The following is a 14,623-nucleotide window of genomic DNA, read 5'->3' on the forward strand; positions in this document are numbered from 1 at the left end:
AATTGTTATTAAAAAAATACTATGAAAAAGATATTTAAATATTTTAGTTTATCAATACTAGGTATTGGTTTATTATGGTCGTGTGATAATTTGGATGTGCCAATTACCACTCAGTTAACACCTGATGTATTTCCACAGAATTCTACCCAATATATTCAGACAACAGGTCCTGTTTATGCTGCCTTTCGAGGTGAATATTCATTTGCTTGGTGGTGGTCGCAATCTATTTCAACAGATGAAGCTGTTATGCCGGCAAGAGGAGGTAACTGGTTCGATGGAAGAAATTATATAGCAATGCACTTTCATGATTGGACAGCTGATAATGGAATTATTGGAAGTTTATGGGATTGGACATCTAAAGTAATTGGGCTTAGCAATCAGGCTATTTCAATATTAAATAAGGCAATGCCTGAAGGTGCAGATAAGAATACGACAATATCTGAATTAAAAACCATGCGTGCTATTGCTTATTTTATGATGATGGACAGTTATGGAGATGTGCCTTTGTATACTGAATATGGAGATTTCTCTTCTCGTCCAAAATCTACAAGAAAGGAAGTTTTTGAATTTGTTGAAAAAGAACTTAAAGAAGCAATTCCTAATTTAAGCGCAGTATCCGGAGTTTCTACTTACGGTAGACCTAATAAATATACTGCTTATGCATTACTTGCTAAAATGTATCTAAATGCAGAGGTATATACAGGAACACAACGTAATAACGATTGTATCGCAGCTTGTGATGAGGTAATTAAATCGGGTCTATATGCTATTGAAGGAAGAAGTACTTATCTTCAAATGTTCTATCCAACAAATGGACCTCAAATGAAAGAATTTATTTTTGCAGTTCCTTATGATCCTTCAGCTTCTACAGTAGGATTTAATGGTAATATGTACCATGCTCGTTATGATGTACCTCGTTCTTTAAGAGCAAGATTTGGACTTCCTTTCACACCGAGTGCTCCTAGAAGTACATTACCAGAATTCTATGCTAATTTTGAAAATGATGTCAATGATATCCGTAATAAACAATGGTTGACAGGTAAACAATATTTAGCAGATGGAGTAACTCCTGTAACAGTAACTACAACTAAAAAAGGTTACGATGCTTACTATACAGGTTCTGATGGAGGTGCTACTTATACGTATCAGGTTGAATTATCTAAACAAATTACATATAGAGGACTTCCTGCAAATCTTGTGGGACTATTTGATCTAGGTGATGATGAAATCGCATGGAACATGGGATACAGAAACATTAAGTTTTATCCGGATGCTACTTCAACTAGTAGAAATCAAAACAATGATGTACCATTTTTAAGATATTCAGATATTCTTTTAATGAAAGCCGAAGCAATTTTAAGAGGAGGTACTGCTACTTTAGGAGATACACCAATTTCATTAGTTAATACAATTAGAAATAATCGTACTACATCTACTCCATGGACAAGTGTTACTTTACAAACGCTTTATGAAGAAAGATGTCGTGAGTTTGCTCATGAAACATGGCATAGAAATGATATGATTCGTTTTGGAAAATTCGAAGGAGCTTGGGGATTCAAAACGGATTCTAATGTAAAACACAGACTTTTCCCAATTCCAACTGGAGCTTTAACGCTGAATCCTGCTTTGGTTCAGAATCCAAACTATGCTACAGGGAATTAGAATTAGTTTATTTATTGTTGATTGTTAAGTTGGTTAAGTTAAGTTGGTAATTTATTTAACCCTAAAGGAGAAGAAGCTACTGTCTTCTTCTCCTTTCTTCTTAAAAAGAATTCGGCAGTTTGTTTTAATTATCTAATTACAAATAGTTATAGTTTTAAATAAGGAAGGAGCACTTTTTTACTTGTTTCAATAGTTTAATTTTTTTTGAATCAAAAGGAATTCAACTGTTTTAAAAAAGGAATTAAAAAGAAGTCTTTTTACCGGATTAATTCATTTCCATTTGTTTTTGGTAATATTTCATTTTGTTCGGATGCAGGTTTTTTAGCAGCAAAATCAATAGAATAATAGTCCTAAATAGGAATTCATTTTTGATGAATAGGCTTTTTAGTATCATCAAAAAACGCAAACACATAAATATGAATTTATCCCCTTTCTTTAGATATAGGTTAATAGCCGTCCCCGTTTTGTTAAGCATACTTTCCTGTTCTGTAAAAACATCGGTAAGTAAGTATGTGGATTTTGTCAATCCTTTAATCGGGACAGCGCCTTCTACAACCATTAGTGCCCTACAGCATAGCGAAGCAAAAGAGAACAATGCGCAAGTTGTTCCTTATGTTACGGTTCCTTTTGGGATGACTAACTGGACAGCTCAAACAAAGGCGACCGAAACCAAATGTGTGGCTCCTTATTACTATACTGATACAAAGATTTCAGGTTTTAGAGGAAGTCATTGGCTGAGTGGTTCCTGTGTACAGGATTATGGGAGTATGACCATTATGCCGATAACAGGAAAATTGAAATGTCAAACTGAAGAAAGAGCGTCGCGTTTTTCGCATGATACCGAAAAAACAACTCCATATAATTACAATGTGAATTTAGCCGACTATAAAATTGATGTGAATATGACGGCTACTAAGCGTTGCGGTTTGTTCCAATTTACATTCGAAAATGCAGGTGAAGCGCATATTGTAGTGAATCCGAATAGTGATGAAAAGGAAGGTTTTATCCAGATAAATGCCGATAAAAATGAAATTACAGGCTATAATCCTGTTCATAGAATTTATCAGGGTTGGGGAGAAAAAGCGGGATTCAGCGGTTATTTTGTGGTGCAATTAAGTAAGAGTTCAAATAAATTCGGGGTTTATCAAAATGAAAAAATCCTCGAAGGAAATACACAGATTTCCAATTTAGAAAACATAGGAGCTTATATTTCTTTTATGGTTGAAAAAGGAGAAACCATCGAAGCAAAAATTGGGACTTCATTTACTAGTATTGAGCAAGCCAGAAAAAATTTAGAAGTTGAAACTAAAGGTTTAGATTTTGCTGAAGCAAAAGAAAATTTAAAAGATAACTGGGAAAAATTGCTTTCAAAAGTAAAGGTAGAAGGCACAAATGAAGATGATAAAATAAAGTTTTACACTGCAATGTATCACAGTTATTTGCAGCCCAGAACTTTTAATGATGTCGATGGAACTTATGTGAGTTTTAACGGAGGGAAGCAATTGATGAATAGTGGTAAGGAAGATTATTTTACTGATTTCTCCATGTGGGATATCTATAGGGCTTCGCTTCCGTTGTTTAATATGTTAACGCCAAAAGTGAACGGACAAATGATGAGAAGTTTGTTTTCTATGGCTGAACAAGGCGGATGGATGCCTATTTTTCCTTGTTGGAATAGTTATACCTCGGCTATGATTGGCGATCATACTGTAGCTGCAATTGCCGATGCTTATATGAAAAATAACATCGAAATTTCAGATAAAGAATATGGCTATTTATTGCAAAATGCCTTTAAAACGCCTGAAAGTGCTGATTATCTTAACGGTAAAGGACGACGTGCTTTGACTTCCTATTTAAAATATGGTTATATCCCATTAGAAGATGAGGTAAAAGAATCTTTTCATCAGGGAGAACAGGTTTCGAGAACCTTAGAATATGCTTTTGATGATTTTGCGCTTTCGCAAATTGCTGCTAAAAAAGGAGATACTTTGAACGCCAGATTATTGAAAAAAAGAGCTTTGAATTATCAAAATGTCTATAGCGCAGCCGATTCTTGTGTAAGAGGCCGATTTGCCGATGGAACTTTTACTAAAGATTTTGACAAGTTTATCAGAAAACCATATATCACCGAAGGAACACCTTATCAATATACTTGGTATGTTCCGCAGGATATCAAAGGATTAGTTAATTTAATGGGAGGAGAAGATGGGTTTAATGCCAACTTGGATCGTTTCCATGCCGCTAAACAATATTGGCATGGGAATGAACCGGGTCACCAAATTCCGTTTTTGTACAACTATTCAGGACAAGCCTGGAAAACGCAAGAATTGGTAACCCAAATTATGAAAACGGAATATAGTAATCAAGTGGGAGGATTGAGTGGAAATGATGATGCGGGACAAATGTCGGCTTGGTATGTGTTTTCAGCCTTAGGATTTTATCCAGTTGCGCCTTCAGTGCCTCAGTATGTGATTTCGGGACCTCATTTTGATAAAATTACACTGAGTTTAGAAAACGGAAAAAAATTGATTATTAATGCAAAAGGTGCTTCTTCGGGAAATAATTATATCCAAAAATTAAGCTTTAACGGAGTAGAATATGATAAAACCTATTTAGACCATTTTTCTATTATCAACGGAGGAATTTTAGATTTTGAAATGGGAAACCAACCTAATAAAACATGGGGAACTGCTCAGGATAACAGACCATTTTCATTGTCGAATCAATAATAAAAAGGTATGAACAAGATAAGTCGTGGCGAATTTTTAAAACTAGGAAGTCTATCATTGCTTGGTGCTTTGGTTAGCGACGCTGTTTTTGCAAATGATAGATTTTTTAGTGCTGCGGCAGTTAAGGTAGATTCGGATTTAATGAAAAAACTCGTTTCAGCTAATGATGCCAAAGTAAAAAAGATACTGCTACAAGTTGTTGATTCTAATATTAGACTGAGTACTTTTCGTTCATTGGCAGCAGATATAGCTGTTATGTCGGCATCAATTTCGTATTCGGCATCAGAGTTTTATAAGTCTAAAGTAGTAGTCGATCGTTTGAGTCAGGCCGCAGATGCCATGCTGAATGTACAGTACAGTGACGGAACGGTTGATGCTGGTGGTAACAGACAATCACCACCTGATACGGCTTTTGTTTTAGAATACATTTGTTCGGCTGCAACAGTTTTGCGAGAGAATAAACAAAAAGATTTAGATCAGGTAAAAGAGAAACTTAAAAAGTTTATCCAAAATGCCGGGGAAGCAATGATAACAGGAGGAGTTCACACGCCTAATCACCGATGGGTGGTTAGTGCTGCTCTGGCCAATATCAATTCGCTATATCCTGATGTCAGATACGTTCAAAGAATTGACCAATGGCTGGCCGAAGGAGTTTATATCAATCAGGACGGACATTATTCGGAACGAAGCGGGATTTATTCGGCAGTTATAGACAAGGCCTTAATTACGATGGCCCGATTACTGAATAGACCGGAGTTGTTGAAAATGGTTCAAAAAAACTTAATCACAACTTATTATTACACGGAACCTAATGGCGATTTGGTTACTGTAGATTCTAAAAGACAGGATCAGTTTATGGATATCACGGTTACCAAATTTTATTTGCAATACCGTTATATGGCTATTCATACGGGAAATCCATTGTTTGCGTATATGGTAAAACTTATTGAAAAAAGTCCCGATTTTGACAAGTATATTCTACAGGATTCATTGGTTGAATTTATGGGGGATCCAGAGTTGCAGCAGCAAATTCCTGTGAGTTCTAATGTTGAAAATGATTTTGAAAAGTTTTTTGTTCTTTCCAATTTGGCCCGAATCAGACGAGGGAAAACTTCGATAACGCTATTTGGAGGAAATGATAAGCCTGTACTAATAGCTTCAGGAAGATCGTCTAATCCTAATTTTTTAATGTATCGAAAAGGAGATGCGATATTAAAATACATGCGATTGTCGTCTTCGTTTTTCAGAATGGGCTATTTCAGTGGTGAGGGAATTGAAAAAGTTGGGAATAAATACATTTTGAAAGAAACCAAAGAAGCCGATTATTACCAGCCATTGGCTCCGGAATTCCGCAAAGCCGATGGTGATTATCAATTATCAGAATCAAAAGATGGACGATTTTGGAACAAAATGGATTTTGATAATAGAATAGCATCTAATGTAAAAAAACAGACAACTGTTATCGAAATTGAAGAAAATAATGGAGCCTTAAGTTTGGATTTTAAAGTGGATGGTCCTCCTAATGTAGAAATAACGATAGAAATGTGTTTCAAAGAAGGGACAGAAATAGCGGGAGCAACACAAGGAGAAAAAGGTAATTATTTCTTGAAATCAGGTACGGCTCAATTATCAATGGGAACAGATGCCATACAGATAGGTCCCGGGATTTGTGAACATCAAAACGTAAGTAATTTAGATAGTGAAGAATATACCTATCATCAAGGGACTTTACGCACCGATGGAGTTCATGTTTATATTACCGGTTTCACTCCTTTTCATCATAAAATGACAATTTCCTAATAATAGAGGAATTTTTCGGGCATTGCAGAAAGTTTACTTAATTTTACGAAAATTAAGTTTAATCTATAAATAATTGAAATTATGAAATTATCATTTATGGCTGCTTTGCTGTTTTGCGGTATTTGTTTTGGACAAAATAATACAGACAACAGTTTGTATATGAAAGCCGAAAAAATAAGTTACCTGACTGACATCGGTTCAGAATCAGGAGATTTATACCAGACTATTGGACATCACGGTCCGGCAGTAGAAAATGAATGGATGGCATTGAGAATCTATTTTAGCGATAAAGTAGCTATTGATGTTTATAATAAAGCCAAGAAAGGTTTAGAGTTGAAAGCGGCACATTGGTATCCAACTCCGGAACAACAAAAAGAAGGTTGGGGAGCTGATTATTATAAAGTCGGAGCAACTGTAGGTTTAGGAGGTGTAAAGCTTTGGGACGGAGAAAAAGTAGTTCCATTGAATCCGGTAACTAATCGTTTGGCTCACGTTGGAAAAACTGAAAATACATCTTATATGGAGATGATTTCCAGAGGAGTGTCTTACAAAGGAAAAAAAGTAGATATCAAGGTTCGTGTTACTGTATTTTCAGGGAAAAGAGAGGCTAAAGTGGAAGCTTTTAGCTTGACTGGAGAAAAAGTACAGTTTGTTACCGGAGTAAATTATTTTAAAGGTTTCGAAACTAAAAAAGGAAGTAATTATATCGCTGTTTGGGGAAAACATCCTGAGGATGTAGCTGCTGAGATTGTAGAAGTTGGTGCAGCGATAAAATACAATCCAAAAGATTATGTGAAAAATACCGATGATGGAACACAGTATTTATTGATTTCTAAACCGGGGAAATATTTAGCAACTGAAATTGTTTCGGCATGTGCTAAAGAAAAAGAAATAAATACTTTGGATAAGTTAGAAGCTTACATAAAATAAAGCATAAATAAAGCGCTTGATTTTTTGTAGGATTTGAAATTCTGAAACTCAAAAAAGAAGTGCACAGATGATACTTATTAGATCAATCGGTGTCATCTGTGTACTTTTTTTGTGCCTTTTTTTAGGTTTGATGACTAGATTTTTGAATTTAAATAACTGGTTTTTAGTTTGTTGTTTGAAAAAAAAACTGTGGTTTAGATAATGAATTGTCAAAATGAATACAATGTTAAAAATAACGCCAAAACTGTTTTTTACTGCCTTATTAGTAAGCTTTTTTGTGTTTGGTTTTAAAAGCCTTGCGCAAGAAAAAGCCAAAACTCAAAAGGAGTTTTTAATTACTAATTATGGAGCAAAAGCAGATGGGAAAACCCTGAATACAATTGCCATTCAAAAAGCGATTGATGCTGCTTTTAAAAACAAAGGCGGATGTATTGTTTTTCCAAAAGGGGAATTTTTATCGGGAAGTATTCAAATGAAATCGAATGTGAGTCTGCGTCTGGAAGAAGGAGCGGTTTTGTTAGGAAGTACGAATCCTAAGGATTATTACAAAATGGATTTTCCGGGAAGACCTGACTCTCCAAAGAAAGACGATAATTCACAGTTGGCTTTACTGTTAGCGCATAAAGCAACCAATATTAAAATATACGGAAAAGGAAAAATAGATGGCCAAGGGTTACAATTGGCTTTACATATAGATAGCCTGCATCATGCAGGAATTGCCGTAGACCCTAATTATAGCAGTCGCAGAAACAGGCCTAATGAAACGATGCGACCTAAATTGTTTCGGTTTTCTCAGTGTGATAATGTAGCCATTGAAGGTTTACAAGTAGGGGCTGCTTCTTGTTGGGGATTGTCTTTCGAATTGTGTTTTAATCTTAGTTTGGATGGGTTGAAAGTTGTTAATCGTTCGTATTGGAATAATGATGGAATCGATATTACTGATTGTAAAAATGTTACCGTTACCAATTGTGATTTAGACACTGCCGACGATGGAATTTGCTTAAAATCCTATTATCCGGGATATGCTAATGATGGGATTTACATTGCTAATTGTGCCATTAAATCCAGTGCCAGTGCGATAAAATTTGGAACGGCATCTTATGGCGGATTCAAAAATGTGGTGATTAAAGATATTCAGGTATATGACACTTTTCGTTCGACCATTGCAATCGAATCAGTTGATGGAGCTGAAATAGAAAATATTGCAGTTTCAAATATTAATGCGGTAAATACAGGAAATGCTATTTTTATTCGAATAGGACAACGAAGTGGGGAAAAAGCGGGAAGTATTAAAAATGTGCGCATAAAAGATGTAAAAGTGCAAGTGCCTTTTGGAAGACCGGACATCAATTACGATTTAAGAGGTCCTGAAGTCGATTTTTTCCATAATCCGTTTCCATCTTCAATTGTTGGGATACCAGGATACCAAATAGAAAATGTAAGTCTTGAAAATATTACTATTTCGTATCCCGGCAGAGCTACTAAAGGAATGGCTTATGTACCACTAAGCCGATTGAATCAGGTACCGGAAGTGGTAAAAGAATATCCTGAGTTCTCCATGTTTGGCGAATTGCCATCATGGGCATTTTATGTACGTCACGCTAAGGGAATTAGTTTCAAAAATATAAAAGTCATTTTGGACGATACTGATTTCCGACCTGCATTTGTTTTTGATGATGTTCAAAATTTGAATATGGAACAAATTGATTTGCCAAAAGAGAAAACGAATCAAGTTGTTTTAAAAAATGTCTCTGAATCCAGAATAGATTTGAAAGAAACGAATATAAAAACCATACCATAAAACCGCTTTAGTATTTAAAATAGAAATCATGAAGAAAAGTCGAAATTCCATTTTTGTTGGTTTGACACTGCTGTTACAGTGTTTGTCATTGAGTGCACAAAATCATCGTTATGTCGATCCTATGATTGGTTCGGAAGGATTGGGAAATGTTTTTGTAGGGCCGTCATGTCCTTACGGAATGATTAAACCAGGTCCTGATAATGACTTAAATGCGAATAGTGGTTTCACGACAGATTTAAACAAGCCTATTTATGGTTTTAGCCAAGTGCATGTGAGTGGTACAGGCGGTGGGGCTAAATATGGTAATGTTTCCATTATGCCAATTTCGGGCGACTTTGAATCGATAAAACAGGAATCTTTACGCGAGAACGAAAAGGTAACCTTAGGTTATTATGGTGCTGTATTGAAAAAGTGGAATATTCAAACAGAAATTACCACTTCTGACAGAGCTGCTTTTTATCGATTTATTTTTAATTCGAATGCTAAAAATGCAATTAAAATTGATTTAGGGAGATATCTGGACGAGTCCATTATTCCTGATGGAAGAGAAGCACAGCAATTTGTGGGTTCTCAGGTAGAAGTGATTTCGGATACTGAAGTTCGCGGTTATACTAAAGTTCGCGGTGGTTGGAACAATGGAGGTACTTATACCGTTTATTTTTCTGCCGTATTCGATCAGCCATTTACTAATTTCTCTACCTGGAAAGGCGAAAAGTTTTTTCCTAATGAAAAAAATCAGGTGGATAACGGAAAGAAAACGGGAGCGATGTTGCTTTTCGAAAAATTAGCTAATAAGACCGTAAACATGAAAATCGGGATTTCTTTCATTAGCGCATTGAAAGCCAGAGAAAATATTGATAAAGAAATTCCGCATTGGGACTTCAACAAAGAATTGGCCGAAACCCAACAAAAATGGGAAGATTTATTAAAAAGAGTAGAGGTTGAAAAAGAAGCTTCGGTAGAAAAGAAAACCATGTTTTACACAGGATTGTATCATACGATGTTGATGCCTGTGGATCGTACAGGAGAAAATCCGTTATGGGAAAATGATTCGCCTTATTATGACGATTTTTATGCTATTTGGGATACTTATCGTTCTTCAAGTCCATTAATTACGTTGTTGAATCCTTCCAGAGAAGTAGATATTGTGAATGCGATGTTGCAAATTTACAAACGCGATGGCTATTTACCGGAAGCCCGAAGCGGGAATTCTAATGGACGTACCCAAGGTGGTTCGAATGCAGAGGTGGTTATTGCCGATGCTTTTGTAAAAGGATTGGAAGGTATCAATTATAAAGTTGGATTGGATGCGATGATGAAAGATGCCCTATTTCCTCCGGGAGGAAATGAAGAAAAAGAAGGTCGTGGCGGATTAGTAGATTACAATAAATTAGGATATGTTTCTACCGATTATGTGCGTTCCGGAAACCGCACTTTAGAATATTCTTATAACGATTATTGCTTGGCAATTGTAGCCAAAGGAACCAAACGCAAAGGAGAATATTGGCGTTTTATCAAGCAATCGGACAACTGGCAAAACCTATGGCGAGATATTGAAGACAATGGTTCCCGTGGTTTTATTATGCCTAAAGATTCGAATAAAAAATGGGTAGACAGTATTCAATGTGCTGCAACCAACGGAAAAATATCTTATGTGCCTTATTCGCCTTTAGCGCAAGATTGGCCTAATTGTGTTTGCTGGTGGTGTGGTGTTTTCTACGAAGCCAGTTCCTGGGAATATTCGTTGTCAGTGCCTCATGATGTGGCGATGTTAATCAAAAAAACAGGCGGAAATGAAGCTTTCAAAAAAAGACTGAACACGCTCTTTGATAAAGAATTTTATAATGTGGCGAATGAACCTTCGTTTTTGAGTCCGAATTTATACCATTGGATTGGTCGTCCTGATTTGAGTAACGATCGAATTCACCAAATTATCGATAAAAATTACAACACTAGCCGAAACGGAATTCCTGGAAATGACGATTCAGGTGCTATGTCTTCCTGGTTGGCTTTTCACATGATGGGCTTGTATCCTAATGCGGGACAATCGTACTATTTGATTAATTCACCTTATTTCAAACAAACGGTGATTCATCAGGAAAATGGAAAGGATTTTACAATTAAAGCCAAGAATCTTTCGGATAAAAACAAATACATCCAATCCGTATCATTAAACGGTAAGCCATTTGAAAATGCCTTTATCGAACATCAGGATATTGTAAAAGGTGGTGTATTGGAATTTGAAATGGCTGCAACGCCTTCTAAAATTTGGGGAACAAAGCAAGTTCCGCCTTCTAAATCGGACGAAATAATTGAAGAATAATAATATGAAAAATACATTTTACCTGATAACAGCATTTTTAATTTCTTTTGCTTGTAGGTCAACTTCATTGCAAAAGTCAAATAACACTCCGGAAGAAACTCTGATTGCCCGTGTTGTGCCTAATCACGCTTCGCAATTTAGTGTCGAAATTGAATCTTCAGGCAAGGAAGATTGGTTCGAAATAGTTTCTAAAGGAGATAAAATTGTTTTAAGAGGAAACAATGGCGTTTCGATTGCTTCGGCTTTGTATTATTATTTGAATCAATACACCAATAGTCAAATTACCTGGAATGGAACGAATTTGAATTTGCCTAAAAAATTACCGGCAGTTCCCAAATTGATTCATAAAAAAACGCCTTACGAATACCGCTATTATCTGAACTATTGCACGTTTAATTACAGTATGAGTTGGTGGGATTGGAACCGTTGGGAAAAAGAAATCGACTGGATGGCTTTGCACGGAATCAACATGCCGCTTGCTATTACAGGAGAAGAATACATTTGGGATGAGGTTTATAAATCATACGGATTTAGTGACGAAGATTTGAATTCGTTTTTTAGTGGACCGGCTTATTTTTCATGGTTTTGGATGGGGAATTTAGACGGTTGGGGCGGACCTTTATCGAAAAACTGGAAAGATACGCACCGCGACTTGCAATTGAAAATTCTAAAAAGAGAACGCGAATTGGGAATGAAAACGGTGTTGCCGGCTTTTACGGGACACGTTCCGGCTTCTTTTAAAAAGTTTTTTCCTAATGCCAAATTAAAGCAAACCAATTGGGGAAATGATTTTGAGGATACTTACATTTTAGATTCTGATGATCCTTTGTTTGCCGAAATTGGCAAGAAATTCTTAGAGATGCAATCTAAAATCTACGGAACCGATCATTTGTATTCAGCGGATACTTTTAACGAAAATACACCACCATCCAATAATCCTGCCTATCTTTCTGAATTGAGCAAGAAGATTTTCGAAGGCATGAAATCTGCCGATACAGATGCGGTTTGGGTGATGCAAGGCTGGCTTTTTTACAGTCACAGAGAGTTTTGGGAAGCACCACAAATCAAAGGAATGCTTGATGCAGTACCAGATGATCGTATGATTATTTTGGATTTGGCTACCGAGATTGAACCCGTTTGGAAACGAACAGAAGCTTTTTATGGGAAACAATGGATTTGGAATATGTTGCACAATTTTGGTGGAAATATTTCGATGTTTGGCCGAATCGAAACCGTAGCCAATGAACCGGCAAAAGTATTGGCGGATGCTAAATCAGGAAAGTTAAAAGGAATCGGACTCACGATGGAAGCCATCGAACAAAATCCGGTTTTGTATGAGCTAATGACCGATAATACCTGGCGAGATACCCCAATAGATCTGAATTCGTGGCTAGCTAAATACACTTTAAACCGCTACGGAAAATCGAATGCGGATATTTCCAAAGCCTGGGATATTTTGGTGAAAACAGTGTATAACGGACAGGTGATTCGCGACGGAGCAGAGTCTATTATTGTATCGCGTCCTACTTTTGAAGGTTACCGTCGCTGGGCGAGAACTAAATTAAATTACACACCAAAAGATTTACTTCCGGCTTGGGATTTATTTATAAAAGCCATTCCTGCTTGTCAAAAATCGGATGGTTTTCAATATGATTTGGTTGATGTTACAAGACAGGTTTTGGCTAATTATGCCTTGCCTTTGCAACAGCAAATAGCTAAAGCTTATCAAAATAATGATAAAGCAGCATTTGATAAAAACAGCAAAGAATTTTTAGAATTGATTGACGATATGGATAAGTTATTGGCAAGTCGTCAGGATTTCCTTTTAGGCCCTTGGATTGCCGATGCCAGAAGTTGGGGAATTGACGAAAAAGAAAAAGCCTTGTATGAGCAAAACGCACGCGACCTGATTACACTTTGGGGTGGAGCTGACAATAGATTGCACGAGTACAGCAACCGTCAGTGGAGCGGACTGTTTACTGATTTTTATAAACCGCGTTGGCAACAATTTTTTACGGATGTAAAAGCCAGTTGGGGGCATTTTAATCAGGATGATTTTGACAAAAAAATAAAACAATGGGAATGGAAATGGGTAACGGCAAGAAAGGATTTTCCAGTAAAAGCTACAGGGAATCCGAACGAGATTGCCAGGGCGTTACATAAAAAATACCGATCTCGCATTATTCCTGTTACAGAGCAAATGACAACAATTAAATACGATTATTAACTATGGAGACAATTTCTAACCAAAATTCCAATCGTTTTCTCTCTCTTGATGTGTTCAGGGGACTAACGATTTGTTTAATGATTGTGGTCAATACGCCGGGAACGGGAGCTCATCTCTATGCCTACCTGACCCATGCTGAATGGTTCGGGTTTACTTTAGCCGATTTGGTATTTCCATCCTTTCTTTTTGCAATGGGAAATGCGATGAGTTTTTCGATGGGAAAAATGAAAGAAACTGCTACTGATGTATTTTGGAAAAAAGTAATCAAACGCACAGTAATCATTTTTCTGTTGGGATTTTTAATGTATTGGTTTCCCTTTGTTCGTCAGGGAATTGATGGCGTTTGGGAATTAAAACCCTTTTCCGAAACCCGGGTAATGGGAGTTTTGCAACGTATCGCCTTATGCTATTTTGCTACAGCCGTTATTTTTTATTATTTGTCCGAGAAGGTTGCGATTGTTTTATCGGTGATTTTTTTGTTGGGATATTGGGGGCTATTATATTTATTTGGTCAGTCAGGAGCTGAATTGGAGATGGCGACCAATGCTGGGACTCGTCTTGATTTGTTTGTTCTAGGAAACGGACATATTTATAAACGCGATATGGTGCCTTTTGACCCGGAAGGGATTTTAAGCACCTTACCATCCATTGTCAATGTAATAGCAGGTTTTATTGCTGGAAAATTTATCCAAAAAATTGGAAAATCATTTGAAGGAATAGCAAAACTGTTGTTAGTTGGTTTTCTTCTGATGGCGTTGGCGCGTTGGTGGGATTTGGTTTTTCCAATTTGTAAAAAGTTGTGGACCGGTTCATTTGTATTGTATACTGTTGGAATCGATTTATCGATAATGGCTGTTTTAATCTATTTTATTGAATTAAAGCAAAAGACTTTTGGGGTAGAGTTTTGTACCGTTTTTGGAAAAAATCCTATGTTTATTTATTTGTTTTCTGAGCTGTTCTTTACGTTTTTACGCCGTCTTACTCATGTAAATAAGGAAATGGATGCTTTTGAATGGTTTAGCGAATGCATTATTCAAAGAATCTTTCCGGGAAGTTTTGGCTCGTTTGTCACCGCAATTTTGTTTACATTGCTTTGTTGGGCTGTTGGTTGGTGGCTTGATAAAAAACGCATTTACATCAGGATTTAATTT

Annotated in this window: 8 protein-coding genes; all 8 read left to right on the plus strand. The window is 36.5% G+C overall.

What is annotated here, in order from left to right; genetic code table 11:
* The first annotated feature begins 21 nt into the window (after window positions 1–21).
* Complete coding sequence (locus EOD40_RS12795; protein WP_128196137.1) at window positions 22–1,662, plus strand: RagB/SusD family nutrient uptake outer membrane protein; 1,641 nt, start codon at window positions 22–24, stop codon at window positions 1,660–1,662.
* Between the two features lie 416 nt (window positions 1,663–2,078).
* Window positions 2,079–4,391: a GH92 family glycosyl hydrolase gene (locus EOD40_RS12800; protein ID WP_128196139.1), complete on the plus strand. Its 2,313-nt coding sequence runs from the start codon at window positions 2,079–2,081 to the stop codon at window positions 4,389–4,391.
* 9 nt (window positions 4,392–4,400) lie between these two features.
* The gene (locus EOD40_RS12805) at window positions 4,401–6,191 is read left to right on the plus strand and encodes a prenyltransferase/squalene oxidase repeat-containing protein (protein WP_128196141.1); all 1,791 of its coding nucleotides are present in this window, start codon (window positions 4,401–4,403) and stop codon (window positions 6,189–6,191) included.
* Between the two features lie 81 nt (window positions 6,192–6,272).
* Window positions 6,273–7,121, plus strand: coding sequence for a DUF4861 family protein (locus EOD40_RS12810; protein WP_128196142.1), 849 nt, complete (start codon window positions 6,273–6,275; stop codon window positions 7,119–7,121).
* A 223-nt stretch (window positions 7,122–7,344) separates the two neighbouring features.
* Window positions 7,345–8,922: a glycoside hydrolase family 28 protein gene (locus EOD40_RS12815; RefSeq protein WP_128196144.1), complete on the plus strand. Its 1,578-nt coding sequence runs from the start codon at window positions 7,345–7,347 to the stop codon at window positions 8,920–8,922.
* Between the two features lie 28 nt (window positions 8,923–8,950).
* Window positions 8,951–11,245: a GH92 family glycosyl hydrolase gene (locus tag EOD40_RS12820; RefSeq protein ID WP_128196146.1), complete on the plus strand. Its 2,295-nt coding sequence runs from the start codon at window positions 8,951–8,953 to the stop codon at window positions 11,243–11,245.
* A 4-nt stretch (window positions 11,246–11,249) separates the two neighbouring features.
* Complete coding sequence (locus tag EOD40_RS12825) at window positions 11,250–13,472, plus strand: alpha-N-acetylglucosaminidase (RefSeq protein ID WP_128196148.1); 2,223 nt, start codon at window positions 11,250–11,252, stop codon at window positions 13,470–13,472.
* Window positions 13,473–13,474: 2 nt separating this feature from the next.
* Complete coding sequence (locus tag EOD40_RS12830; RefSeq protein WP_128196150.1) at window positions 13,475–14,620, plus strand: acyltransferase family protein; 1,146 nt, start codon at window positions 13,475–13,477, stop codon at window positions 14,618–14,620.
* Window positions 14,621–14,623 lie beyond the last annotated feature (3 nt).

This window comes from Flavobacterium sufflavum (assembly GCF_004016525.1).
Lineage (GTDB): Bacteria > Bacteroidota > Bacteroidia > Flavobacteriales > Flavobacteriaceae > Flavobacterium > Flavobacterium sufflavum.